The following is a 26,397-nucleotide window of genomic DNA, read 5'->3' as shown; positions in this document are numbered from 1 at the left end:
TGTAAACCTAACGAATTAACTAGAAGCTAAGTGGATCAAAAAAATATCAGAAATTTCTCCATCATTGCCCATATCGATCATGGGAAATCGACATTGGCAGACCGATTTATTCAAATTTGCGGCGGACTGAGCGACCGGGAGATGGAAGCGCAAGTACTCGATTCCATGGATCTGGAGCGGGAACGCGGCATCACCATCAAGGCACAAAGCGTTACCCTGGATTACAAAGCCAGCGACGGCGTCACTTATCAACTGAATTTTATCGACACCCCGGGCCACGTGGATTTTTCCTACGAAGTGTCGCGTTCCTTGGCGGCCTGCGAAGGTGCCTTGCTGGTGGTCGATGCCGCGCAAGGCGTGGAAGCGCAAAGCGTGGCCAACTGCTACACCGCGATCGAGCAAGGTTTGGAAGTGGTGCCGGTACTGAACAAGATCGATCTGCCGTCCGCCGAGCCGGAGCGGGTGATGGAAGAAATCGAGAATGTGATCGGCATTCCGGCTGACGAAGCGCTGAAAATCAGCGCCAAGACCGGTATTGGCGTCGAAGCGGTACTCGATCAATTGATTCAAAAGATTCCGCCGCCGGCCGGCGACGAAAACGCGCCGTTACAGGCCTTGATTATCGATTCCTGGTTCGACAATTATCTGGGCGTGGTGTCCTTGGTGCGTATCGTCAACGGCAGTCTGCGCAAGAAGCAAAAAATTACCGTGATGTCGACTGGCAAATCGTTTCTGGTCGAGAAACTGGGTGTCTACACGCCAAAACAGCTGGAGAAGCAGCAATTACATACCGGTGAAGTCGGCTTCATCGTCGCCGGGATCAAGGATATTTTCGGCGCGCCGGTGGGCGATACCATTACCGCCACCGACAATCCCGCCACCGAAGCGTTGCCGGGTTTTGAAAAAGTCCAGCCGCGGGTGTTTGCCGGTCTGTATCCGGTCAGTTCCGACGATTTCGGCGCGATGCGCGAAGCGCTGGACAAGTTGCGCCTGAACGATTCGGCATTGAATTATGAGCCGGAAACCTCGCAAGCCTTAGGCTTTGGGTTTCGTTGCGGCTTCCTGGGTATGCTGCATATGGAAATCGTCCAGGAGCGGTTGGAGCGCGAATACAACATCGATCTGATTACCACCGCGCCGACCGTCATTTACGAAGTCGAAACCCATGGCGGCGAAATCGTGATGGTCGATAATCCGGCCAAGTTGCCGGATGTCGGTACTATTGTCGAGATTCGCGAGCCGATCATTTTGGCGAATATCCTGGTGCCGCAAGCCTATCTGGGCAACGTCATCAATCTGTGTATCGAAAAACGCGGCATCCAGAAAAACATGCAATACGCCGGCAGCCAAGTTTCACTTAGCTACGAATTGCCGATGAGCGAAGTGGTGTTGGATTTCTTCGACCGGCTGAAGTCGGTCAGCCGCGGTTATGCCTCTTTCGACTATGAGTTCCAGCGCTTTGAGCCGGCGCCGCTGGTGAAATTGGATGTGCTGATTAACGGCGACAAGGTCGACGCGTTGTCTATCATCGTCCATCGGGATTTGAGCCAAAATCGCGGCCGCGATTTGGTCGAAAAGATGAAAGATTTGATTCCGCGGCAGATGTACGAAGTGGCGATTCAGGCGGCCATCGGTGCCAAGGTCATCGCGCGCTCTACCGTAAAAGCCATGCGCAAAAATGTCACAGCCAAGTGTTATGGTGGCGACATTACCCGTAAGAAAAAGCTGCTGGAAAAACAGAAAGCCGGTAAGAAGCGGATGAAGCAGGTGGGTAGTATCGAGATTCCGCAGGAAGCGTTCCTGGCGGTGTTGCAGGTCAATAAAGAATAGCGACGATAGAATTAACTTATGGATTACGATTTTTCATTTTTTCTGGTGGTAGCCAGTTTTGCAACCGGCGTCGTTTGGGGTGGGTATTGCTTGTACCTGAAACGGGCTAACCTGCCTTATCCGACCGAGAAAGAACCGCTACTGGTCGAATACGCCCGCTCGTTTTTCCCGGTGGTATTGATCGTATTATTGCTGCGTTCGTTTCTGGTCGAGCCGTTCCGGATTCCATCGGGATCGATGATGCCGACATTGTTGGTCGGCGATTTTATTTTGGTGAATAAATTCAGCTATGGTGTGCGTTTGCCGGTATTGAACAACAAGATCATCGAGATGGGCGAACCCAAGCGCGGTGACATCGTGGTGTTTAGATTTCCGAAACAGCCCGAAGTGGATTACATCAAGCGGGTCATCGGCTTGCCGGGCGACCGGATCGCTTATTTCGACAAAAAGCTGTATGTCAACGGCGCACCAATCAAGCAAGTGTCGCTGGGCCGGTATCAGGGCGTAGGACAAGGTAGCAGTATGAGCGGCGCCGAGCGCCTGGAAGAAGACTTGCAGGGTGTTGAGCATTCGATTCTGATCAGTCGCGGCGCGTCTTCGGTGGAAGATGTGTTTGTGGTGCCTCAAGGCCATTATTTCGTGATGGGCGATAACCGAGATAACAGTAACGACAGCCGCTATTGGGGTACCGTGCCGGAGGCTAATCTGGTCGGTAGAGCCTTTTTCATCTGGATGAATTGGGATTGGGAAAATAAAGGCATCGCTTTCGATCGTCTGGGAACTGTTTTGCATTAATCGTTTTTGTTGCCTATGTTTTTACTGGCAACGCTTGGCGACCGTTGTCGCAGTAAAGGCAAGCGGATTGGCAGTATCTTTTCCAATCGTCCATGGCTTAAATCTAAATTTTCGGGGGTAGCGGCATGCCGTCTTCATTAAAAAAACAACGCGGTTTAACATTTCTGTCTATCGCCTTTATTTTGGGCTTAATTGCATTTTTTACCTTGCTGATACTAAAAATTGCGCCGATTTATATCAATCATAGTCGGGTGGTCAACGCGTTGAAAGCGGTGGAAAATACCACGGACATCGTGACTAAAACCAAGGCGGAAATAAAAACCAGTTTGGAGAAACGCTTTGATTTGAACTATGTCGAGCATGTCACCAATGACGATATTAAAATTGTGGCCCAACCGGGCTACGTGCGGGTTGATATCGACTACGAGCGAATCGAGCCGATTTTCGGCAATTTGAGTGTGCTGGTACAGTTTCACGAAGGATTCGAAGCTGGCAACAAGTGATTAAAAAGCCTGAAATTCTTGCCGGAAAGCTGGGTTTGACGTTTAGCGATCCCAATTTGTTTTCAATGGCCTTGACACATCGCAGCGTGGGTGCCAGAAACAATGAGCGCCTGGAATATCTGGGCGACTCCGTATTGGGTTTCGTGATTGCCCAGAAGTTGTATGAATCGTTTCCCGAAGCGGGCGAGGGGGCTTTAAGTCGCTTGCGGGCCAGCTTGGTCAATCAAAATTCGCTGGCGGAATTGGCCAGACAGCACAATATCGGCGATTATCTGATATTGGGCTCCGGCGAACTGAAAAGCGGCGGTTTTCGACGCGATTCGATTCTGTCGGATGCGTTGGAAGCCATCATGGGTGCGTTGCTGAAAGACCAGGGAGTCGAGGTTTGTCGGCAATGGATATTGCAATTGTTTAGCGACAAGCTAGCTGCGCTAAAGGTTGACGATTGGAATAAGGATCCGAAAACGCGCTTACAGGAGTTGATGCAGGCCAGCCGCAAACCATTGCCGGTATATGAACTGGTCAGCATGTCCGGTGCCGATCATGCTCAGACTTTCGAAGTGAAATGCAGCGTCGCGGTTACTCAGAATACCTGCAATGGTATTGGCATTTCCCGAAAAAAAGCCGAACAGGCCGCCGCGGAAAATATGTTAAATCTTTTACAAACCAGGGATAAATGAACTGCGGATATGTTGCTTTAATCGGTAGGCCCAATGTCGGCAAATCGACGTTGATGAATCACTTGTTGGGTCAAAAACTCAGCATCACCTCCAGAAAACCGCAAACTACCCGGCACCGGATTCTGGGTATCAAGACCACCGAAGCAGGTCAGGCTATCTTCATGGATACGCCGGGCATGCATCAGGACGAAAAAAAGGTATTAAACCGCTATCTGAATAAAACTGCCGACAGCACACTGTTGGGCGTCGATGTGGTGGTTTGGCTGTTGGATGGTTTGTATTGGCATGAGTACGACCAGAAAATTTTCAAGAAACTCGAGCGTGCCGGGCTGCCGGTGATTTTGGTCGTCAACAAAGTCGACAAGATCAAGGATAAGGATGCGGTGCTGAAGTTTTTCGCCGATGCACAGCAAAAGTACCCATTCCAACATATCGTGCCGGTCTCGGCGTTGAAACGCACCAATCTTGAGCTGCTGGAACAGCACATCATGGCTTTGTTGCCGGAAGCAGAGCCGATTTACCCGGAAGATCAAATTACCGATCGGCCGGAGCGTTTTTTCGTCGCCGAAATCATTCGCGAAAAATTGACCCGGCGTTTGGGCGACGAATTGCCGTATGCGCTGACCGTGGAGATCGAGCGCTACGAAGAGTTTCCGGAGCTTTGTAAAATCTACGCGGCGATTCTGGTGGAGCGCGATAGCCAAAAAAGTATCGTGATCGGCAAGCAAGGCGAAATGCTGAAAAAAGTGGGCAGCGAAGCGCGCGTCGACATCGAAAAACTAATCGGCCAAAAAGTCTATTTGCAGTTGTGGGTCAAAGTGAAAAAAGGCTGGTCGGATAACGAGCGTGCCTTGCAAAGTTTGGGATTCATCGATATCGGCGATTGATGAATGGTTCTGCCGTCTATTTGCAGCCCGCGTTTATTTTGCAGCACAGGCCGTATCGGGAAACCAGTTTACTGTTAGAGGTATTCACCCGCGATTTTGGCATTGTCTCGATATTGGCCAAAGGCGTGCGCAAAGAAAAGTCGAAAATGGCCGGCTTACTGCTGCCTTTTTGCGCATTGAAGCTGTCCTTTAGCGACCGGAACGAATTAAAAGTCCTTACACAAGCGGAGTATGTCAACGGCTATGCCTTGCAACGCTTGGCGTTGTATTGCGGCTTTTATATCAACGAACTGGTGCAGATATTCGTCCATAAACACGATCCTCATCCGGAGATATTCGTCTGCTACGAGCGTTGCTTGAGCGACTTGTCGGCTGACAATCCTATCGAACAAACCCTACGCTATTTTGAGCTAGATTTATTGCAAGAAGCCGGTTATGCGGCGCAATTGGATGCCGAGGCCAATGGCAAGCCGGTGCAATTTGGGCAGCGTTACGATTTTTTGGCCGATTTCGGCATGGTGGTGGATCACAATGGCCTAATTGGCGGTGAGACGCTAACACGGCTGGCGGCAAGGTTGCCGCTTGATGGTCAGGGCTTACTTGAAGCTAAATGGCTGCTGAGAAAGATGCTGGATGGGCATTTGCAGGGTAGGCCATTGAAGAGCCGCGATGTGTTGGCCAAAATTATTAAACATCTATAAATGGATAAAATCCATGGAACTTCGCAATCGGACTGATAGATAAATGACAAAACAACCAATATTGCTAGGCGTAAATATTGATCACATTGCTACTTTACGGCAGGCCAGAGGTACGCGTTACCCCGAACCGGTCCAGGCGGCGCTGGTCGCTGAGCAAGCCGGCGCGGACGGCATTACCGCACATTTGCGCGAGGATAGGCGGCATATTCAGGATAGGGATATTTATTTGCTGAAGGACATGTTGCATACTCGCTTGAATCTGGAAATGGCGGTGACCGAGCCGATGCTGGCGCTCGCCGTTAAGGTGGGGCCGCAGGCATGCTGCTTGGTGCCAGAGCGCCGTGAAGAGTTGACGACCGAGGGTGGGCTGGATGTGGCCGGCGCGGCGGAAAAAATGCGCAGTGCTTGCCAACAATTAGCGGCGGCCGATGTCGAAGTCTCTTTGTTTATCGATCCTGATTTTCGGCAAATCGACGCAGCTGTCAACGCCGGCGCACCGGTGGTGGAATTGCATACAGGCCGTTATGCCGATGCGACCACCAAAACCGAGCAACAGCAGGAATTACAACGTATCCGCGAGGCGGCCGCCTATGCGCATCAGGCGGGGTTGCAAGTCAACGCCGGACATGGGCTGAATTTGGCGAATGTCGAGGCGATTTGCCGAATCGAGCAGATCGTGGAATTGAATATCGGCCATTCCTTGATTGCGCAAGCTGTGTTTTTCGGTTTGGAGCGAGCGGTTAGGGATATGAAACGAGTGATGCGGGAGGCACGTTTACACGGTTGATTTCATGTTGGCGGAACTTGAGTTTTATCAATTAACCTCGATCGGCAATCGCGAGGTCAATCAAGATTGCATGGCGCACAAGGTATGTGCCGATTATGCGGTATTTGTCGTCGCCGATGGTTTGGGCGGACACCAATCAGGGGAAAAGGCCTCACAATTTTTTTGTCGGGGATTGATTGCCTTGGCTGATATATATCGGCTGCAAATACAAGCGCTGGGAGAGGCTGCGGTGCAGGCCTGGATTACGGAAACGGTCGCCGGTATGCGTAAACTGTTTGCCGGCGATCCGGCTGCCAGCGACGCGCATACCACCTGTGCCATTTTGTATCTGGATGAGGAGCGAGTGATCACAGCGCATTGCGGCGATTCGCGTATTTATCGCATCAATGCCAAACGCGTCATCTGGCGCACCAAAGACCATTCGGTGCCCCAACAGTTATTTAACGAAGGCAAAATCAGCGAATGGGAAATGGGGGTGCATCCCGATCAACATAAGCTGACGCGCAGCATCAATATATCGACGCCACCGCTAGTCGATATTGTCAGTTTCCCGGCGATAAAAAGCGGGGAAACATTTGTTTTATGTAGCGACGGTTTCTGGGAGTTCGTGAAAGAGCAGGAGTTGTTGGGCTTATCGCAAGCGGACAGTGGTAAGCCAGAATTGCAAAAGATGGCGAAAATGGCCGTGTTAAGAGCGCAAGGCAAAAGCGATAACGTCACCGTGCAATGGGTGCGAAAGCGTTAGCAGGTTGAGAAAGGCCGGGAATGGCCAGGATTATTTGTTTGCGCTCCTGGTAAGGGCTATTGCAACCACCGGCTTTAGCTGGTGGTTAACAGCTAGGACCAGAATTTTAATGGGTTGCCAGTCCGTGCTTTTGAATGCGGTACAGCAAGGTGTCCCGGGATATACCTAATAGTCGCGCCGATTTGCTGCGGTTACCCTTGGTTCTGTTTAAGGCTTGCAGGATCATGTCCGCTTCGAGGGCATCTAAGTGCAATCCTAATTCTGGCAAGGTGAAGTCGGAGTTTGCCTTGGTCGTGCAGCGATTGAATTCGTGCGGCAGGTTTTCTGGTTCGATGACTTTTCCAGACAACAGAATACTGAGCCGTTCGCAGAGATTACGCAATTCACGAATGTTGCCAGGCCATTTGTAACCGCGCAGGGTTTTTAAGGTCTGTCTGCTGAAAGTAGGTGGTTCCAATGAATGAGTGGCCGAGAAATGCGCAAAGAAATGTTTGGCCAGTTCTTCGATGTCTTCGGTGCGTTGATGCAATGCCGGTAATTCCAGCGGCACGACATTCAAGCGGAAATACAAATCCTGGCGAAACTCGCCGTTCTCTATCAGTTTGTTTAAATCGGCGTTAGAGGCGGCAATCACGCGCACATTGACCATATAGGGTTTGGTGCCGCCCACCGGTAGACATTCGCCCGATTCAAGAAAGCGCAACAGTTTTGACTGAATCCCCGGCGGTAAGGAATTGATCTCGTCGAGGAACAAAGTACCGCCGTCGGCGGCTTGAAATAGGCCTTGTTTGTCGGATATCGCACCGGTAAACGCGCCTTTTTTGTGGCCGAATATTTCAGACTCAACTAAACCTTCCGGAAGGGCGGCACAGTTTAGCGTGATAAAAGGTTTGTTGGCGCGCGGGCTATCTTTTTGGATGGCCGTTGCCAGCACTTCTTTTCCCGTACCGGTTTCGCCCTTAATTAGCACGGTGACATCGGTCGCCGCGACGATGCGAGCGCTACGAATCAATGCTTCGATTGCGGGAGATTGTCCAATAATCGGATCGAAATTAGCCACTGTAAAACCTCTCAAAACGTCATGATATGTTCAACACGCATCGGGTTTAGCCAAGGAAAGGCTGCCAGTAATGCGAAGATGATAAACAAGGCGCCAACGGCATGTTTGAAACGCCGAGCTTTGGAAAGCCTCGTTAACAATGAGGTCATTATACCGACTCCCATCACGGCAGGTAAAGTACCCAGGCCGAAAGCTAGCATGGTGAGCGAACTATGGACGATGCTGCCGGTGGTTGCCGCCAGTGCCAGCGCGGTATAAATCAGGCCGCAGGGCAACCAGCCCCAGACCATGCCGAACAATATGGCTTGAGTGCGGTTTTGTACCGGAATTAGTCTGCGGCCGAAGGGTTCGATCAATTTCCAGAAACGCGCGCCCATTTTTTCGATATAGGCGAAGCGTGGGAACCAGCCAGCAAGATAAAGGCCGGCGCCGGCCATGATCACCGCCGAGACGAGTTGTAAAAGTCGGTGGGCTTGACCTTGGGTAAAGGGCAGGCTTAAAAAAGCTTCTAGTATGCCAGCGACGGCGCCGGCCAGCGCATAGCTAAAAATTCGGCCCATGTTGTAATTGAGCACGATGCCGAACAAACGACGTTTATCGTTGCGGATCTCGGGTTTTAAGCTGTAGGTCAGTGTGCCGATAATGGAGCCGCACATGCCGATGCAATGCAGGCTGCTGAATAAACCCATTGCAAATGCAGCAAGATAGGAGGCATTAAAGTCAAGGTAAAGATGCATAAACGAGGAGCCGGCAATTTTTGGGTATAAATTAAGTAGGGCCGGATTATAGACGGTTTCAGGTTTGGTCACGATGTCCGGATTGCTTTGGTGTCGGTAGCGTTTTATAGATTGTTACCGCAGACCCGGTTGCGACCCTGATTTTTAGCCTGATAAAGTGCGTCATCCGCTGCTTTCAATAAGTTCGCAACATCGTCGTGGGCGTGGGCCTGCAGTGTGGCGGCACCGGCAGAAATAGTGACAAAAGTGTTGGGGTTGTGCTTGGTGTGGGGGATCTTAAGGTTTTCGACGGCTTCCCGATATTGTTCGGCTCGGAGCATGGCACCTATGCTATCGGTGTTGGGTAGCAAAATCGCGAACTCTTCGCCGCCCATGCGCGCCACCAGGTCTTCGGGACGATGCGTTAGTTTTTGCAACGCACCGGCAACGCTTTTCAAACATTCGTCACCCATCGGATGGCCGTAATAATCGTTGTATTGTTTGAAGGCATCAATGTCCGCGATCAACAAGGATAACGGCATGCCAGTTCGCTTGGATTGATTCCATTGCCGTTCCAAGGCGGCGTCGAAGGCGCGCCGATTGGGAATTTCCGTTAAGCCGTCCAGCGATGCCAGTTTTTCCAATAGATCCGATTTGGTTTTTAACTGAATTTGAGTCCTGACTCTGGCCAAGACGATGGAGGGCGAAAATGGTTTGGTGATGTAGTCGCTGCCGCCGATCCGAAAACCGTGGACTTCGTCCTCTTCCGATCGTTTTGCTGTCAGAAAAATGATGGGAATGTTACGGGTTTTGTCCGATGATTTTAGTTGGTGGCATATTTCATAGCCGTCCATGTCGTCCAGCATGATATCCAGCAAGATCAGATCGGGAAGCTGCGTGGTGGCGATATGTAAGGCCAGATTACTTTGTACCGCCACTTTTACCGTGTAATAGGGTTCCAAAATATTCTTGATCAGATCAAGATTTTCCGGGCTGTCGTCCACGGCCAGAATGGTGTGAGTGTTTTTGTTTTCCGTCATCTTACATTCCGTGATCCAGTATGTGGCTGAGAGCTTGAGCGGCATCGACAAACTGGTAGTTGGCAATTTGCTTTTTTATCGGTAATAACGCCTCGCTCAGCGTCTTTTCGTCGATTCTGGCCAAGATGTTATCGAGTTGTTGGTCGGCATCTGAGTCGAATACTCGCAGCTTATTAATCAACAGTATCAGTTGTTCCCGGATTTCCAGCGAAGATAACTGCGGTTTACTACCCACAACACCGTCGTTGTTTGCCAGGGTGTTGTTGATACTGTTGACGATCTTGGCCATTTCCAGGGTGGTGGTCGCTAGGTTGCTGTCTATATGGGGAACATTGGCAATATTGGGCCGATAGTTGATCAGGGATTCTTCCAAGCGTACTAAGTGGCTCTGCAATTGTAGCGCTCCAAGCGAACCGACCAAACCTTTCAAAGTATGGACTAATTGGTAGGCTTTGTCGTAATCGTTGCCGGCAAAAGCCTGGCTAATATCGATCATGGTGTTGGCGTGATTTTCGGCAAATTTCTGTAAGACTTTTCGATACACGGCCCGATTGCCGGCGGTATGTTGCAAACCAGACGCACTATCTATGCCATAGAGATAAGGAATATCATGATTTTCCAGCTCTGCGTCGGAGAGGGGACGGGCATTTTGGTGGTTACAGCGCGGTGCTATCCATTTCACCAGCACGCCATAAAGTATTTCGGGCAATATCGGTTTGCTAATGAAATCGTCCATGTCGGCTTGCAAACATTTGTTGCGGTCATTGCTCATCGCGTTAGCGGTCATCGCTATCACTGGCAATGTTTGACAGCCTGGAATCGATCGTAAACGCTTTGTGGTTTGATAGCCATCCATCACCGGCATTTGCACGTCCATTAGTACACAATCATAGGGAGTTTGTTGTAACTTGGTCAACGCAATTTCGCCATTTTCGGCGATATCGATTTTTAAGTGAGCTTGTTCGAGCAACTCGATCGCTACGATCCGATTGACTTCGTTATCCTCGACCAGCAGGACGTGGGCGCCTCTGATATGCTGGAGTTTACTGGTGTCGATGGGATTCTGCTGCTGGTATTGAGCGTGGCGTATCGACGCTAGGCTGGTAATGCCGAGTTTGATACTAAACGTAAAAGTCGAGCCTAGATTTTCTTGGCTAGCAACGCTGATGGTGCCGCCCATTTGTTCCACCAATTGTTTGGAAATAATCAAGCCCAGACCGGTACCACCATAATTTCGGGTGACGCTGCTGTCGCCCTGGCTGAAAGCCTGAAATAACTTGGCTTGTTTTTCGGCGTTCATGCCGATGCCGGTGTCGCTGATGCTGAATTGCAAGCAGGTTTGCTGCGTCGAGCGGCTGAGTTCGGTCAATGTCACTTTGATTTCACCTCGCTCGGTAAATTTAATCGCATTGCCGATCAAATTAATAAAAATTTGCCTCAGGCGTTGCGGATCGCCGATAACCGCGTGGTAGGTTTGATCGGCCGGTGGCCGAATCAGCGCGAGGCCTTTGCGGGTGCTGAGCTCGGACATGGTGGAGAAGACGTTGTCCAACATTTCCTCCAGCAGAAAAGGCGTGGATTCCAAGTGCATTTTTCCGGCTTCCATTTTCGAAAAATCCAGAATATCGTCGATGATGGTCATCAGCGAGCGTGCGGCAGTTTCCACCCGTTCCAGGTAGTCGCGCTGTTTGGCGGTGATATTGCTGTTCAGGCACAGTTCGACCAGGCCGATAATGGCGTTCATCGGGGTGCGGATTTCGTGGCTCATATTGGCCAGGAATTCGGATTTGACGCGAGTGGCTTGCTCGGCTTGTTGCTTAGCCTCCAGCAGACGTTGCTCGGTTTGCAGACGATCGGTGATGTCCTGCATGGTACCTTGAATGCCGACGGTCTTGTTGTTGGCATCTCGTATCGCCTTGCCGCGTTGATGGACATGCCGAATTCGATTATTGCCGAGGACAATTCGGTGCCGGAAATCGATGATGCCGCTGCCGATGGCGTTTTGCATGGCAGATTTAAAGAAAACCTGATCGTCCGGATGAACCAGTGTATTCAGAATGCTGGTGAAATTAGGGGCAAAATTGGTTTTGCTAGTCGCGGTGATCCGGTACATCTCGTCAGACCAGCTAAAGCGATCATCGGGCACATGCCAGTGCCAATCACCAATATGGGAGATGCTTTGCGCATCCAATAAGCGCTGCTTTTGGTCTTGGAGCGCATCGATCGCCCGGCTGCGTTCTAGTTCGGCGGTAATCTGCAGCGCAAATAATTTTAAAATGTCGGCGGCAAAAACGCTGTCCGGAATCGGCCGGCAGTAGCACACTGAAATGAAGCCAAAGCTGTTTTGCTGTTTGTCCAGCAAGGGAATGCCGAGATAGCCCTCTATCTGGTAATGTCGCAACCACTCGGCATTCGGGAATTGTTGGGCGACGTCGTGTTCGTAAACGCACGGATTGCCGGAAGCCAGCTCGCGGCACGGCGAAGTGAGCAGGTCAATGTCCCGGTTTTCGACGATTTTACCTTTTGCACACAGCGATAAACTGCGGGCATGGCCGCTATCCAGGGTTTCGGCGATTAAGGCGTAGTCTGCGCCCAAGGTTTCCACCGTTAGCAAGGCCAGGTTATCCAGTAGTGTTGCGGTACCTTGCGGCAAGGTGCTGGAAATAATATTGCGGATCACGCTGCTTTGCTGGCGCTGCTGAGTGATGTCGGTCACCAGGCCTTGATAATCGATGACGCGGCCTTGCTCGTTACGGACCAGCATTTTTCGATCCTGCACCCACTTGATACTGCCGTTGTAGGTGACGATGCGATAGGGTTGATGCACTATTTCCGTGCAATGGGGATCGTTGCCGCAGCCGCCGATTTCGCGCAGAAAAGTGCCGATGTCGTCGGGATGAATCAGATTGAGATAAAACACATTGCCGGTCACCAGTTGTTCGACGCTGTAACCGAATAATTGGCAGGCGTTTTCGGTGGCGAACTCAATCGGTAAGCCTTCGGAATTATTCCATTTCAACACCACGGCGGCACTTTGGCTGATAATCTGGTAGGCGGCTTGTAGATTGCTCTCCGACTGCTTGCGCGCGCTGATGTCTTGATGAGTGCCGCACAAGCGGGCGGGGCGGCCGCTGAGCGGATCGTAAGCGACCACCGCCCCGGAACCTTGTATCCATACCCAATGGCCGTGTTTATGGCGCATCCGAAATTCCACCACATAAGGACGGCCGGATTCGATGTGTTTGGCGATTAATTCCCGGACCCGGTCTCTATCATCGGGATGGATGCGTTTATCCCAATCGCTGGCATAGTGGTCCAATTCGTCTTCAGTCAATCCGAGCATGTCCAGCCAACGCTGGTTGACGATATGTTTGCCGCTCAGATAATCCCAGTCCCAATAGCCTAGCTGAGCCCCATCAATCACCAGCGCCAATTGCTCTTCCACTTGCTTCCGCGGCGTGATGTCGGTATGAAGCTGGACCAATTCCTTATCGTTATAGCGAGACAGTCGAGTGAGCGAAATGGCCTGCCAAGTTTGATTGGGGAAGGCAAAGTCTGTGGCCGGCATGGCTTTGCCGGCTCTGATATGCTGGCATAACGGGCATTCGGTTTCAGCGTAGCTTAAGGGATGAAACCAAGCGTGGACAGGTTCGTTGATCAATTCAACAGCGTTTTTTCCGACAGCGAGCAGCGCGGCTTTATTGATCTTACGAATAAGGCAATGTGTATCGACCAGGATCATGGCTTGATCGATATTGTCGTAACAGTCGCCAGTTAGAATGAGTCGCGAGGAATATTCCTGCCGGTTTGACAATAGGCAGCTGAAAATAAACAGGATCGCCAGTCCCGGCACCAGGACACTTGCCCATAGCGTTAGCGGCCCGGGACCGTAGATATGTTGATAGAGTGCGACAGCAATATCGCTGACCAGTAATAAACACACTGTGATCATCACTATGCGTGGTATCTGATCGGCAGGGCTCGCGGGTTTATCTGTCATAGTTTACTGGTGCCAGGTGGGAAACCGTTGTCGGTTTGGAAAAATCTTAGACTGGGTATCGATAAAAGTGAACCGGTTAATCCGTAAAACTGTTCCGTGATCAGCAAATTGAGATTTTATAGGCGGCCCCTGCCTGTTCCTTAACCAATTTGGGTACCAGATACCCCGGTAAGCGCTGTTGCATATGCGAAAGCAAGCGTTTGGCATCCGTTTCGGCAACCTCAAAATGACCGACGCCGCTGGCGCGGTCCAGTAAATGTAGGTAGTAAGGCAAAACGCCCAGTTCAAACAGTTTTTCGCTGAGTTCGCAGAGAGTGTCGCCGTTGTCGTTAACGCCTTTCAGCAGCACGCTTTGGTTCAATAAGGTGACGCCATGCCGGCGTAAATGGGCGCAAGCCGATCCTACGGTCGTACTCAGTTCATTGGCGTGATTGGCATGACACACCATGACGATTGGCTGCGCTAGATCGGATAAGGTGCTTAGCAGTCGCTCGGTGATACGCATCGGCAACACGATGGGTAGCCTGCTATGGATGCGGATGCGCCTGACATGGTCAATCTCTCCTAGCCGCTGCAGCAGTTGGCCAAGTTTATCGTCATTCAGCAATAAGGGATCGCCGCCACTAAGAATGACTTCGCTGATTTCGGGACGACTGGCAATGTAAGTAAGCGCTTGCTGGATTTTTTGTGTCGATAGTTGTAGTTCGCTATAAGGGAAATTACGCCGGAAACAATAACGGCAATGCACCGCGCAAGCGCCGGTGCTGATCAACAACACTCGGCCGTGATATTTGTGGATGACGCCGGCTTCGGCGACGGCGCCGAGGTCGCCCACCGGGTCGTGAGTATAGCCGGGATAGTCGGCCAACTCGTCTTGAATCGGCAGTACTTGTCTCAACAATGGATCATCCGGGTCGCCAGGTCGCATGCAATCGGCGAAGCCGCGCGGTACTCGCAACGGAAAGGCTTTGAAATCGGCTAATGAGGCTATGCTGTTCAGCGGAATATTCAGGTACTCGCAGAGGGCGTCGACGCTGGTAAATGCGTCGGCAAGCGCCTGTTGCCAGGCGGCGGTTTGGGTGTTCAATGCTGCTCCAGTTTCCGAATAAAAATCTTATCCATTATAATCGTCCGACTATTATTTGTTTCACGAGGAAAAAATGGCGACTTTTAGCACCAACGAGTTCAAGGGCGGTTTGAAAATCATGCTGGACAACGACCCTTGTTCGATTATCGAAAACGAGTTTGTTAAGCCAGGCAAGGGGCAGGCGTTCAACCGGGTCAAAATCAGAAATCTGAAAACCGGCCGGGTGATCGAGCGTACCTTCAAGTCTGGCGATACCGTGGAAGGTGCGGATGTCGTTGATAAGGAAATGCAATATTTATATAGCGATGGCGAATTCTGGCATTTCATGGTGCCCGATACCTTCGAGCAATATCAAGCCGATAAAAATGCGGTGTCCGATGCCATCAAATGGCTGAAAGAACAAGATATTTGCACGATGACTTTGTGGAATGACTCGCCGTTGTCGGTGACGCCGCCCAACTTCGTGGAATTGGCGATTACCGAAACCGATCCCGGCCTGAAAGGCGATACCTCGGGTGGCGGCGGTAAACCGGCCACGCTGGAATCCGGCGCGGTGGTGCGGGTACCCTTGTTTGTACAAATCGGCGAAGTGATTAAAGTCGATACCCGTACCGGCGAATACGTGTCCCGCGTTAAAGAGTGACGGTTCGCTGGCAGCCAAGCTGCCCAATCGAGCATTTGCGCACTCGCGCGCAAATGCTGGCGGCGATTCGGCGTTTTTTTGATGAGCATGAAGTGCTGGAAGTCGAAACGCCGTTACTGTGTCGGGCTACCGGCACCGATCCGCAGCTGGATTTTTTTAGCAGTCAATTTAAATTTCCCCCAAACCAACAAACGCTATTTCTGCAGACTTCGCCGGAATTTGCGATGAAGCGCTTGCTGGCTGCCGGTAGCGGCAGCATTTACCAAATCTGTAAGGCGTTCAGGAACGGCGAAGCCGGACGCTATCACAATCCGGAATTCACCATATTGGAGTGGTATCGGATCGGTTACGATTTGCGGCAATTGATGGCGGAAGTTGCCGAATTATTGCAGCAGCTATTGCAGCCTTTCCATGCAGTATTGCCAATCAATCAGATCAGCTATCAGCAGCTATTTTTTGATTCCACCGGCTTGGATCCCTTGATTTTTTCCGTCGAAGGCTATCGAGCTTATGCCGCCGCGAATTCGCTTCCAGAGGCCATCGAACTATGCGGCAACGATCATTCTTTATGGCTGGATTTCATCTTTAGCCACCGCGTCCAGCAGATGATGGTCAGAGATACGATTTATTTGCTGCACGCTTATCCGGCGATACAGTCGTCATTGGCACGCCTAAACGTCGACGACCCGCGCATCAGTGAGCGTTTTGAAGTGTTCGTGAATGGCATGGAGTTGGGCAACGGTTTTTTTGAACTAGCCGACCCGCTTGAACAAGAAGCGCGTTTTGATAGGGAAATTGTCTATCGGCTCAGTCAGGGCTTGCCCGCAGTGAGCAAGGATGATGCATTTTTGGATGCGTTGAGATCGGGTTTACCTGATTGCAGCGGTGTGGCGATTGGTTTGGACAGGTTGTTGATGATCACCACCGGTAGCGCGTCGATCGGTGAAGTACTGGCTTTTCCGGTTAGCCACGCGTGATGGGAGTAGCGGGGCAAGTTCGAAAAACTCCCCCTTCGGCGAAGGGGGATAGAGTCGGTAGGTTTTCCCTAAAAGACGGTTAATCGGTTAGCTTAATAAGGCCAGCTAAGTGAGCTTTTTTGTTGGTCCGGGTGATCGGCTGCGTCCAACTCAGCTTGTATGTCGTCTAGGAAAAAGCGTCTGAGGCCGCGGCCAAGGCGTTGAGCCAACATCGGTAGTGCTTGGTCTTTATCGAGGTAGGCCACTGGTTCGCGACCCTTGCGGTATTTGCTTAGAGCCCGTCTGACCGCAGAGCAAAGATAGCACTCTGTGCCTGCCGGGAGCGTGGCGTTTAAATCGCGAAGTAGATGTGGAGTTATTTTATTCATAGCATCCCCCTCCTCATGCGGAGTGTTGGGCGGTAATCCTTATGCCATGAGAAGATCCGCAACCGGGATCTGTTATTTAACAAAAATAACGTGATTAACTTATCAATATGGCAAAAAAAGTCAACGAGTATTTGAGGGGTTTTTTTGATGTATATCAATGCGCTAATCGACTGAGTCTGCGGACTGCTGGGACGGGGTGGAAGAAGATTTACGCTGGTGTGTGGTCGTGGTGCTGAGCGCGCTAGCAAGAAAAAAGGCGGACAGATTTGTCCGCCTTTGTTTTTTGTCGGTTATTCCGGCTTTTCGTCCTTACCGGCAGGCTTACGCAGCCTGATACCCAGTTCTTTCAATTGCTCTTCGCTGACCATGGCTGGGGCATTGAATAACGGACAAGCTGCCGTCTGGGTTTTCGGGAAAGCAATGACGTCGCGGATCGAGCTGGCGCCGGTCATCAGCATCACCAAACGGTCCAAACCAAAAGCGATACCACCGTGCGGCGGCGCGCCGTATTTCAAGGCGTCGAGTAGGAAGCCGAATTTCTCTCGGGCTTCTTCGTGGCCGATGCCGAGAATGTCGAAAACGGTTTGTTGCATCGCGGTGCGGTTGATCCGGATTGAGCCGCCGCCGACTTCGGTGCCGTTCAAAACCAAATCGTAAGCACGCGATAGTGCGGTGCCAGGGTTGGCGACCAGTTCTTCAGCCGAGCAGCTGGGGGCGGTGAACGGATGGTGAATCGCCGTGTAACGTTGGGCTTTTTCGTCCCAGGCGAACATCGGGAAATCCACGACCCACAACGGTTTCCAAGGGCCGGTCAACAGATTGCGGTCCAGGCCCAATTTAACCCGCAACGCGCCCATCGCTTCGTTGACGATGTGAGTTTTATCGGCGCCAAAGAAAATCAGATCGCCGTTTTGGGCGCCGACTTTTGTCATGACTTTGGCCCAAACTTCGGCGGGGGCGAACTTGACGATAGGGGATTGCAAACCTTCGACGCCGGCGGCCAAATCGTTGACTTTGATATAAGCCAGGCCTTTCGCGCCGTAAATGCCGACGAATTTGGTCAGCTCGTCGATCACGCTACGGCTCAAGTCGCCGCCTTCCGGCAAGCGCATCGCCACCACGCGGCCATTCGGATCGTTGGCCGGGCCGGAGAAGACTTTGAAATCGACGCCTTTCATTTCTTCCGCAATATCGACCAGTTCCAGCTCGATACGCAGGTCCGGACGGTCGGAGCCATAACGGCGCATGGCTTCGGCATAGCTCATCACCGGGAATTGATCGCCGAGATCGACATCGATAATTTCCTTGAACAAGCGACGGATCATTTCTTCCATCACCGCCATGATTTGCTGCTCGTTCATGAACGAGGTTTCGATATCCAGCTGGGTAAATTCCGGCTGACGGTCGGCGCGCAAGTCTTCGTCGCGGAAGCAGCGCACTACTTGGTAATAACGGTCCATGCCGGCGATCATCAGCAGCTGTTTGTAAAGCTGTGGCGATTGCGGCAAGGCGAAAAACGAATTGGGGTGGGTGCGGCTAGGCACGATGTAATCGCGAGCGCCTTCCGGTGTAGCCTTGGTCAGGTAGGGTGTTTCGATTTCGAAAAACTCGTGGTCGTCCAGATACTGGCGCAGGTTACGAGTCACGTCGCGGCGCACTTTCATCTTTTGCTGCATCGCGGTGCGGCGCAGGTCGATATAGCGGAAGCGCAAGCGGGTTTCTTCGTTGACTTCGATATCGCTTTCCAATGGGAACGGCGGAGTTTCCGATTCGTTCAACACTTCGATGTGCTTGCCCAATACTTCGATTTGGCCGGTGGCCATATTCGGATTATGCGTGCCTTCCGGACGGTCGCGAACGATGCCTTCGATGCGCAATACATATTCGCTACGCACCTGCTCGGCGATCGCAAAGCTCTCGGCCATATCGGGATCGAACACCACTTGCACCAAGCCGGCGCGGTCTCTCAGGTCGATAAAAATAACGCCGCCATGATCGCGGCGACGGTGCACCCAGCCGCACAAGGCAACAGTTTGACCTAAATGTTGGGTGTTCAATTCTCCACATTTGTGGCTACGCATAATTTCTCTCAAATCAATTCAAAAAAAGGGGCGATAGTACGGATTTATCGTGGCTCCGGCAAGCTTAGTGACAGGCGCAGCTACCGCCGCATCCGCCGCCGCTACCGGATTTTTCCGGGGCTTTGCTTTCGCCGGCGACGTTTTTCTTGGCGCCGCTTTTGAAGTCGGTTTCGTACCAGCCGCCGCCTTTCAGACGGAATCCGGCCGCGGAAATTTTCTTTTTCAATTCGGCTTCGTTGCAAGCAGGGCAAACGACCAAGGGCTCGGCGCCGAGTTTTTGCAGGGCCTCGTGCTCATGTCCGCAAGCATTGCATTGGTATTCGTAAATAGGCATCTGCTTCTCCAGATAATGTATCGAAAATGGGCTTATTAGGGGCGGGGAGTTAAATTTTCAAGGCCCGCAATGATAGAATGGCACGATATTCTAATTGAAAACGCCGAATTTATGGATAAATTGACCATCAGCCAGCCCGACGATTGGCATTTGCACGTCAGGACAGGCAGTATTTTAAGAACGGTGATCGACCATTCCGCCCGTCAGTTCGGCCGGGCCGTCATCATGCCCAACCTGAAGCCGCCGGTGACGACAGTCGAACAGGCATTGAATTATCGGCAGGAAATTCTGGATGCCTTGCCGCTAGGTTCGGCGTTCCAGCCTTTGATGACTCTGTATCTGACCGCGAATACGCCGGTGGCTGAAATTAAGAAAGTGGCCGATGCCGAGCATGTATATGCTTTTAAGCTCTATCCGGCCGGCGCTACCACCAATTCCGATGCCGGCGTCGCTGATATAGAAGCCGCGTATCCTTTGTTCGCGGCGATGGAAAAATACGACGTGCCGTTGCTGATCCATGGCGAAGTCACCGATGCCGAATACGATATTTTCGATCGCGAAAAAATCTTTATCGACAGCAAGCTCAGCCGGCTTACCCGGCAATTTCCGACCTTACGCATCGTTGTCGAGCATTTGACGACCCAGGAAGCGGTGCAGTTTGTCGAATCGACGGGTGACAATGTGGCTGCCACCATCACGCCGCAGCATTTACTGTATAACCGTAACGCGATTTTGGCGGGTGGTATTCACCCGCATTATTATTGCTTGCCTATTTTAAAGCGCGAGCATCATCGCCAAGCGCTGTTGAAAGCGGCGAGCAGCGGCAATCCCAAGTTTTTCCTCGGTACCGATAGCGCGCCGCATTTGACCGCGTTGAAGGAAAATAGCTGCGGTTGCGCCGGTTGTTACAGTGCGCATGCCGCATTGGAGTTGTATGCGGAAGCCTTCGAACAGGTCGGCGCGTTGGATAAACTGGAAGGCTTTGCCAGTTTTTATGGCGCGGATTTTTACGGTTTGCCGCGCAATACCTCAAGCGTTACTTTAGAGAAACAAGCTTGGCGCGTTCCGGACGTGTATGCCGATACGGATGTGGCTATCACGCCTTTACGTGCCGGCGAGCAATTGCAATGGCGGGTGGTCAGTGCATAATTCCTTATGCGATATGGGGCAATTCAACCGGCGGGGCGGTTTATTTCGCCCGATTTGATTTGTTTCTTAGTGTTTGACTGCTGTTAAGCCTGTTTCTATTGCTGTTGTCTCGGGTGGCATAAAAATCGCTTAAGTCTATTGTAGGGTGGGGCTGCTTTATTTTTTAAGGCATTCTGCTGCGGCTTCGATTATCTATTTGAATAATGACAATACCAGGCAATGCTATCTACCGCTGGGGCATCTTTCCGCTCTGGCTGCTGCTGTCGGCAACTGTGTTTTTCCGTTCCCCGATCCCGATTGATGAAACTCGCTACCTTAGCGTGGCTTGGGAGATGTGGCTGCGTGGCGATTTTTTGGTGCCGCATTTAAACGGTCAGGCCTATAGTCATAAGCCGCCTTTACTATTTTGGTTGATTCAAGCGGGTTGGGGTTTGTTCGGCGTCAACGACTGGTGGCCGCGCTTGGTCGGGCCGTTGAGTGCGTTAGTCAATTTATTATTGATCCGCAAATTGGCCGAGAAGCTTTGGCCAGCATCAATTCGCGTCGCGTTGCTGGCGCCCTGGATATTGATCGCCACCTTGCTGTGGACCTTGTTTGCTTCTTCGACGATGTTCGACATTCTGTTGACCGGTTGTGTGCTGCTGGGGATGCTGGGTGTGCTAGAGGCAATGCAGGGTTCCGCTCTCAAGGGCTTCGCAATGGTCGCGGCCGCGATAGGCCTGGGAATTCTGGTCAAGGGGCCGGTGATTTTTTTACATGTGTTGCCGACGGCGGTTTTGGTCTTTGTTTGGGTGCGGCGCCCGCTTGTCTATACCCGCTGGTTTGGTTGTTTGTTCGCGGCGGTCTTGATGGGCGTGCTTATCGCGCTGGCTTGGGCGATTCCGGCGGCCATTGCCGGCGGCGAGGAATATGCCAATGCCATACTCTGGCATCAAACCGCCGACCGGGCCGTCGGCACCAAGATTCATACCCGTTCTTTGTTCTGGTATCTGCCGTTTTTGCCGATGTTTCTGTTCCCCTGGCTGTTTTGGCCGGGTTTTTGGAGCGGTCTGCGTGGTAGCCGATTTTTTACGGATAGCGGTCTGCGGTTTTGTCTGGTTTGGCTGGTGTCTACTTTTGTCGTGTTTTCCTTGTTACCCAGTAAGCAGGTTCACTATCTGATTCCGATGTTGCCGGCGTTTGCATTGCTGGTGGCTAGGCTGGTAGCGCAAGCCGAAACAACGCCGCGCAGCTTGGTCACCGAATTAATATTGCCGGCTTTGTTCGCGGCGATAGGCGTATTTTTGGTGTTGCTGCCGCGCGTGCCGGGCTTGTCGAGGCTGAATTGGGTGCAGACGGTTCAGAGTGACTGGGGCCTAAGCGTGCTGGGTATCGCCGTGGTATTGGCGGTCTCGACTGGGTATCGGCGTAAGTTGTCGGTGGCGGGGATATCCACAGCCTTGGTGGCGGCGATATTTGTTGGTTTTATCTTTTTCTTTCGCTATACCGGGCTGGCTTATGATCTGCGCCCCGCAGCCCTGCAAGTTAAAGCTTTTAACGAGCAACATATTCCCTACGCGTTTGTCGGCAATTATCAAGGGCAGCTGAATTTCTTGGGTCGGTTACCCGAGCCGTTGCCTATCGTGCAGCCTGATCAAATCGTCAACTGGGCGGCACAGCATAGCGATGGTTATCTGATCTCGCTGGAAAAAGACAAGCCCGTCGAGGCCTTCTACTGGCAACCGCACCGTGAATATTGGCTGGTGTTTAGGGGGGCGGGCCAAGCCGAGAAAGTCAAACCGCTGTAAGGTTGGCGATAACAAATCCCTTATTCAGATATAACTGTTTGATATAATTAACAACTTTTAAACTTTCACCAAACTATGAAGATTTCTGTAGTGGTCCCCGTTCATAACGAAACGGACAATGTCGATGCGTTGATCGCGGAAATTCATCAGGCCCTGAGCAGTCAGGACGCCTATGAAATGATATTTGTCGATGATGGCAGTACCGACGACACCGGTGCGAAACTGCTGCAAGCCATGCAGCAATATCCGGCATTGCGAGTGTTGAAGCATCGGCGCAGTTGCGGGCAGAGTAGGGCTGTGCATAGCGGTGTAGTGGCTGCTCAGTATCCCTGGATCGCTACTTTGGATGGCGACGGCCAAAATGATCCGGCTGATATTCCCAATTTGGTCGACGCTTGGCAGCAACAGAACGATAGCCAATTGTGGATGTTGGCCGGATTTCGGCATCAGCGTAACGATACTGGTTGGCGGAAATTTTCGTCCAAATTCGCTAATGCCATTCGCCAGGCGATTTTGCACGATGCCACGCCGGATACCGGTTGCGGCTTGAAATTATTCCTGCGAGACAGGTTTTTGGCTCTGCCGTATTTTGATCATATTCATCGATTCTTGCCGGCCTTGATCCAAATGGCCGGCGGTCGTGTAATTTCAGTAAAAGTAAATCACCGGCCCAGAAATTTCGGTCAGTCGAAATACGGTACTCTGGATCGGGCGCTGGTTGGCGTCGTTGATTTGTTGGGAGTGGTTTGGTTGAAAAAGCGCTATAGTCTCGCCGATATTAGCGAGGTTAGTCGTGGTTGATCGCTGGATTTCATGCGTACGTCTTACTGCCATGGTCGGGAGCTACTGACATGATGGATGGCATTATCTATTTCTTTACCCACCTATTGGATAAATGGCAGCACCATATATCCGTCATGGACTCGAATGACATAATATGGCTCAGTATTGGCTTGGTGGGACAGACGCTGTTCATGATGCGTTTCATCGTGCAATGGATACACAGCGAAAGGCACCAGAAAAGTGTTATTCCGATCAGTTTTTGGTATTTCAGCTTGTCGGGCGGCATCATAGTGTTGGCCTACGGCATCCATCGTGTCGATCCGGTTATCATTCTGGGGCAACTGCCTGGTACTTTTGTTTATGCCAGAAATTTAATGCTCATTCGCCGCGAACATCGAGATACCTTGGCGGAGATTGCCGGCGAAGAGCTTGGTTCATAATAAGGCTTAATTATTTAGGTAGGCGTGACGCCAACTATTTGTGAAAGGATTTTTGTCAGAGCTTGAAAACTGAGCGGGTTTTTGACTTAAACTATGGAACAAATAAATGGCGTTTTGGTGAGGTATCCGATGAGAGTGTTAGTTTTGATGGCAATGGTTTTGGTTTGCCACACGGCGAATGCAGAAGTATTTAAGTGTGTCGGAAAGGGTGGCAAAACCGTTTATCAGGCCAAACCTTGCCAAATTACCGATAAAGCCCGGCAGCTGGATATTCAAGCGGATCCGGCTCAAGAGGCTGCGGCTAAGGCCAAGCTGGAAGCCCTGCAAAACGAATACGATGCTAGGAAAGCTGCCAGGCTCGAGGCGGAAAGAAACGATACGGTATTGCGAAATCAAACCGAATCGACAACGGCCCTAAAGCAAAGCGCGTTTGCCCAGCAGCAGCAAGTCGCGGCTGAACAAAGACAAGCGGAAGCGTTGGAAAGACAGGCTCGGCAATATGGCAATCCGGCTGTGATTATTGCCACGCCACCGACAGCACCTAGGATGACGCCGCCGGATATCATGGCGCCTAGGCGGCGCTAATGCTTGGGTTTTGGGGCGCCGGCGTTGGCTGTCTTTATTGCACAATCAACATTAATCCCGCCTTCATGAGCGTGTAACTGTTAATTTCATGCGTCTCAAAAAAGGAACGTCATGCTTTGGTTAAAAGCCTTACATTTGATTTTCATGGTAACTTGGTTTGCCGGTCTGTTTTATTTGCCCAGACTGTTTGTTTACCACGCGATGAGTGAAGACGATATTGGCCGTGAGCGTTTCAAGGTGATGGAACGCAAGCTGTATTTTGGCATTATGACGCCAGGCATGATTTGTACTTTTATCTTCGGCGTCTGGATGTTGGCCGATTATGCCTGGATGCTGTATTCCGGCAGCGGTTGGCTGCATCTGAAATTAGCCCTGTTGGGGCTGCTGGTGGTTTATCACTTGTGTTGCGGGAAATGGCTGCTGGATTTTAAGCATGACCGTAACCGGCATTCGCATGTCTATTTCCGTTGGATCAACGAGATCCCGGTGTTGTTTCTGTTTGCCATCGTCTTATTGGCGGTGGTTAAGCCGTTCTAATTCAATCGGGGCCACTTGGCGTAAAGTGGCGGTCAAAGCGCCATTTCCGTCTCCGAGCGGTCGCGGATTAGGGCTGCCAACGTCTCTAACCGTTCCGCCGTACCAATATCCATCCACAGACCGGAATATTTCTCGCCGCTGATGCGTTGTTGCCTTATGGCTTGATTCAGTACCGGCCGCAGTTTTAACGGCGCGACCGGGATGCCCTCGAACAAATCCGGATGATAAACGCCGATACCGCTGAAGGTGAGTTTTTGCTCGCCTTGCTCGGATAACAGTCCGCTAGCGTTCAGTGCAAAATCGCCTTCCGGATGATGCGGTGGATTGTCTATCATGACCAAATGAGCCAAACGGGTGCTCGGCTTGCGCAAAGTATGCAAGGGGAAGTCGCAAACGATGTCGGCATTCAGCACCAGAAAAGGCTGGTCGCCCAATAACGGCAGGGCGTTGGCGATGCCGCCGGCGGTTTCCAGTGCGGTTTCGCCTTCGTCCGAATAGGTTATCGAAGCGTTCCAGCGCTTGCCGTCGCCGCAATAATCTTTAATCTGTGTGCCAAGGTGAGCGATGTTGATGATGATCTCGGTAAAGCCCGCAGCAACCAAATTTTCGATGTTGTATTCGATTAGCGTTTTGCCGGCGGCTTTCAGTAAGGGTTTTGGGGTGCGATCGGTCAGTGGCCGCATTCTTTCGCCGCGTCCGGCGGCCAGTATCATGGCTTTCATATTAAAGCTCGGTAAACAGGCAGAACCTGTTGTTGTAAAAATTGGCGGGCTTCGGCCAGTTCCGGGTATTGCTCGCAAACTCGCTCGACATAAGCCAATGTGCGAGGTATATCAGCCAGATAGCCGGATTTGCCGTCGCGTAGATGCAGTCTGGCGAAGATACCGACCGCTTTCAGATGGCGCTGCATGCCCATCAGATCGAACCAGCGCCGGAATTGCGAAAAATCCGCATCCAACAGCTTAGCGGTGCATAGGCGTTGATGATAGGCCTCGGCCCAGGCATATACTTGATGTTCCGGCCAATCGATATAGCAATCACGCAATAGCGAAACCAAGTCGTAGCTGATAGGGCCTATCACCGCGTCTTGAAAGTCGATGACGCCAGGCGAATCGTGTTCCAGCACCATCAGGTTTCGGGAATGGTAGTCGCGGTGTACGCAGACTTGCGGTTGCTCCAGCGCGGAAGCTATCAGCGTTTGATTGAGCTTGGCGGCAATTGAGTCGGGGATGGCTATGCCCAGCAGTTTTTCCAGAAACCACTCGTAAAATATACCCAGTTCTCTGAGTAGTAAGGCTTGATCGTAAGCCGGCAGCCCGCAGCCGCGCGTGTCGACGCTGGTCTGTAGTTTGAGTAAGCTGTTCAGGGCTTGGCTATAGAGCATTTCGGCGGTGTCTTGCCGCAGTTCGTCGAGAAAGCTGGTCGAGCCCAAGTCTTCCAGTAACAAAAATCCTTGCCGGCTATTTTGCTGATAGATGTCGGGGACATGAATGTATGCGGCTTTCAACAGTGCGGCGATCCGGATAAACGGCTCGGTATTTTCCCGCTCCGGTGGCGCATCCATCGCGATATGGCAGCCGCTCCGATGGGCAACCCTAAAATAACGTCTGAAACTGGCATCGCTGGAAGCCGGTGTAAGCTGTTGAATATCAAGCGCCAGGTCGTTATTAAGCCAATCGACGAGCTCCGTCAGGCGACGGTCTGAACTGGAAACGTACATTTTTATTAATTGCGGAGCAACCTAAGGTAAAATAGCAGTATGCATTTTATTCGATTTCCATTCCGCTAAGTCAATTTAGCCGCATTCGCCAAAATATGAATTATCGGTTTTATACAATTTCTTCGGCATTATTGTTTTTTACGGGCCTTGCCTCAGCTGCCA

At 51.5% G+C, this 26,397-nt stretch carries 25 protein-coding genes; 16 read left to right on the top strand and 9 right to left on the bottom strand.

Translation table 11 applies throughout. The annotated features are described in order from the left end of the window. Positions 1-30 precede the first annotated feature (30 nt). The 8 genes from lepA to QZJ86_RS15295 all read left to right on the top strand — a co-directional run bounded on the left by lepA (position 31) and on the right by QZJ86_RS15295 (position 6,928). A complete protein-coding gene (gene lepA, locus QZJ86_RS15330; RefSeq protein ID WP_301671337.1) occupies positions 31-1,830 on the top strand; it encodes a translation elongation factor 4 in 1,800 nt (599 codons plus the stop codon). 18 nt (positions 1,831-1,848) lie between these two features. Then, on the top strand, positions 1,849-2,625 hold the full coding sequence (gene lepB, locus QZJ86_RS15325) for a signal peptidase I (protein ID WP_301671336.1): 777 nt from the start codon (positions 1,849-1,851) through the stop codon (positions 2,623-2,625). 125 nt (positions 2,626-2,750) lie between these two features. Continuing rightward, positions 2,751-3,128, top strand: a complete 378-nt coding sequence (locus tag QZJ86_RS15320; protein WP_301671335.1) for a DUF4845 domain-containing protein — start codon at positions 2,751-2,753, stop codon at positions 3,126-3,128. After that, positions 3,125-3,808: a ribonuclease III gene (gene rnc / locus QZJ86_RS15315; RefSeq protein ID WP_301671333.1), complete on the top strand. Its 684-nt coding sequence runs from the start codon at positions 3,125-3,127 to the stop codon at positions 3,806-3,808. Before QZJ86_RS15320 ends, rnc begins: the two co-directional genes overlap by 4 nt. Further along, complete coding sequence (era, locus tag QZJ86_RS15310; protein WP_301671332.1) at positions 3,805-4,695, top strand: GTPase Era; 891 nt, start codon at positions 3,805-3,807, stop codon at positions 4,693-4,695. Before rnc ends, era begins: the two co-directional genes overlap by 4 nt. Then, positions 4,695-5,396, top strand: coding sequence for a DNA repair protein RecO (recO, locus tag QZJ86_RS15305; RefSeq protein WP_301671331.1), 702 nt, complete (start codon positions 4,695-4,697; stop codon positions 5,394-5,396). The genes era and recO overlap by 1 nt, the downstream gene beginning before the upstream one ends. A 43-nt stretch (positions 5,397-5,439) precedes the next feature. Then, positions 5,440-6,183 (top strand): pyridoxine 5'-phosphate synthase, encoded by a 744-nt coding sequence (gene pdxJ / locus QZJ86_RS15300; RefSeq protein ID WP_301671330.1) that lies wholly within the window; start codon positions 5,440-5,442, stop codon positions 6,181-6,183. A 4-nt stretch (positions 6,184-6,187) separates the two neighbouring features. Continuing rightward, entirely contained in the window at positions 6,188-6,928 is a 741-nt protein-coding gene (locus tag QZJ86_RS15295) for a PP2C family protein-serine/threonine phosphatase (protein WP_301671329.1), read from the top strand. 106 nt (positions 6,929-7,034) lie between these two features. Here QZJ86_RS15295 and QZJ86_RS15290 read toward each other — a convergent pair whose 3' ends face one another. The 5 genes from QZJ86_RS15290 to epmB all read right to left on the bottom strand — a co-directional run bounded on the left by QZJ86_RS15290 (position 7,035) and on the right by epmB (position 14,831). Next, positions 7,035-7,988: a sigma-54 interaction domain-containing protein gene (locus QZJ86_RS15290; RefSeq protein WP_301671328.1), complete on the bottom strand. Its 954-nt coding sequence runs from the start codon at positions 7,986-7,988 to the stop codon at positions 7,035-7,037. 11 nt (positions 7,989-7,999) lie between these two features. Beyond that, complete coding sequence (locus QZJ86_RS15285; protein ID WP_301939001.1) at positions 8,000-8,725, bottom strand: sulfite exporter TauE/SafE family protein; 726 nt, start codon at positions 8,723-8,725, stop codon at positions 8,000-8,002. A 104-nt stretch (positions 8,726-8,829) separates the two neighbouring features. Next, positions 8,830-9,744, bottom strand: coding sequence for a diguanylate cyclase domain-containing protein (locus tag QZJ86_RS15280; protein WP_301671327.1), 915 nt, complete (start codon positions 9,742-9,744; stop codon positions 8,830-8,832). Between the two features lies 1 nt (position 9,745). Next, a complete protein-coding gene (locus QZJ86_RS15275; RefSeq protein WP_301671326.1) occupies positions 9,746-13,744 on the bottom strand; it encodes a PAS domain-containing protein in 3,999 nt (1,332 codons plus the stop codon). Between the two features lie 100 nt (positions 13,745-13,844). Next, the gene (epmB, locus tag QZJ86_RS15270) at positions 13,845-14,831 is read right to left on the bottom strand and encodes an EF-P beta-lysylation protein EpmB (RefSeq protein ID WP_301671325.1); all 987 of its coding nucleotides are present in this window, start codon (positions 14,829-14,831) and stop codon (positions 13,845-13,847) included. Between the two features lie 73 nt (positions 14,832-14,904). Between epmB and efp the strand changes: the two genes are divergently transcribed. Both efp and epmA read left to right on the top strand, forming a co-directional pair. After that, complete coding sequence (efp, locus tag QZJ86_RS15265; protein WP_301671324.1) at positions 14,905-15,474, top strand: elongation factor P; 570 nt, start codon at positions 14,905-14,907, stop codon at positions 15,472-15,474. After that, positions 15,471-16,451, top strand: a complete 981-nt coding sequence (epmA, locus tag QZJ86_RS15260; RefSeq protein WP_301671323.1) for an EF-P lysine aminoacylase EpmA — start codon at positions 15,471-15,473, stop codon at positions 16,449-16,451. The genes efp and epmA overlap by 4 nt, the downstream gene beginning before the upstream one ends. A gap of 658 nt (positions 16,452-17,109) precedes the next feature. On the opposite strand, the gene aspS is transcribed toward epmA, so the two are convergent. Next, positions 17,110-18,900: an aspartate--tRNA ligase gene (gene aspS, locus QZJ86_RS15255; RefSeq protein WP_301671322.1), complete on the bottom strand. Its 1,791-nt coding sequence runs from the start codon at positions 18,898-18,900 to the stop codon at positions 17,110-17,112. A 64-nt stretch (positions 18,901-18,964) separates the two neighbouring features. Beyond that, a complete protein-coding gene (locus tag QZJ86_RS15250) occupies positions 18,965-19,234 on the bottom strand; it encodes an FmdB family zinc ribbon protein (protein ID WP_301671321.1) in 270 nt (89 codons plus the stop codon). 111 nt (positions 19,235-19,345) lie between these two features. On the opposite strand from QZJ86_RS15250, the gene pyrC reads away from it, so the two are divergent. From pyrC to hemJ, 6 genes are all read left to right on the top strand, one after another. Then, on the top strand, positions 19,346-20,383 hold the full coding sequence (gene pyrC / locus QZJ86_RS15245; protein ID WP_301939000.1) for a dihydroorotase: 1,038 nt from the start codon (positions 19,346-19,348) through the stop codon (positions 20,381-20,383). Between the two features lie 203 nt (positions 20,384-20,586). Next, the gene (locus QZJ86_RS15240) at positions 20,587-22,170 is read left to right on the top strand and encodes an ArnT family glycosyltransferase (RefSeq protein ID WP_301671320.1); all 1,584 of its coding nucleotides are present in this window, start codon (positions 20,587-20,589) and stop codon (positions 22,168-22,170) included. Between the two features lie 75 nt (positions 22,171-22,245). Further along, on the top strand, positions 22,246-22,971 hold the full coding sequence (locus QZJ86_RS15235; RefSeq protein ID WP_301671319.1) for a glycosyltransferase family 2 protein: 726 nt from the start codon (positions 22,246-22,248) through the stop codon (positions 22,969-22,971). A 50-nt stretch (positions 22,972-23,021) separates the two neighbouring features. Further along, entirely contained in the window at positions 23,022-23,393 is a 372-nt protein-coding gene (locus QZJ86_RS15230) for a lipid-A-disaccharide synthase N-terminal domain-containing protein (protein WP_301671318.1), read from the top strand. A gap of 129 nt (positions 23,394-23,522) precedes the next feature. Beyond that, on the top strand, positions 23,523-23,978 hold the full coding sequence (locus tag QZJ86_RS15225) for a DUF4124 domain-containing protein (RefSeq protein WP_301671317.1): 456 nt from the start codon (positions 23,523-23,525) through the stop codon (positions 23,976-23,978). A 111-nt stretch (positions 23,979-24,089) separates the two neighbouring features. Continuing rightward, complete coding sequence (gene hemJ, locus QZJ86_RS15220; RefSeq protein ID WP_301671316.1) at positions 24,090-24,515, top strand: protoporphyrinogen oxidase HemJ; 426 nt, start codon at positions 24,090-24,092, stop codon at positions 24,513-24,515. Positions 24,516-24,547: 32 nt separating this feature from the next. Here the strand turns inward: hemJ and murU are convergent, their stop codons facing one another. Continuing rightward, complete coding sequence (murU, locus tag QZJ86_RS15215) at positions 24,548-25,237, bottom strand: N-acetylmuramate alpha-1-phosphate uridylyltransferase MurU (protein ID WP_301671315.1); 690 nt, start codon at positions 25,235-25,237, stop codon at positions 24,548-24,550. Then, positions 25,234-26,235, bottom strand: a complete 1,002-nt coding sequence (locus QZJ86_RS15210) for an aminoglycoside phosphotransferase family protein (RefSeq protein ID WP_301671314.1) — start codon at positions 26,233-26,235, stop codon at positions 25,234-25,236. The genes murU and QZJ86_RS15210 overlap by 4 nt, the downstream gene beginning before the upstream one ends. Positions 26,236-26,397 lie beyond the last annotated feature (162 nt).

Source organism: Methylomonas montana, from assembly GCF_030490285.1.
GTDB lineage: Bacteria > Pseudomonadota > Gammaproteobacteria > Methylococcales > Methylomonadaceae > Methylomonas > Methylomonas montana.
The sequence above is the reverse complement of the archived record's forward strand: the minus strand, read 5'-3'. Positions and strand labels throughout refer to the sequence as shown.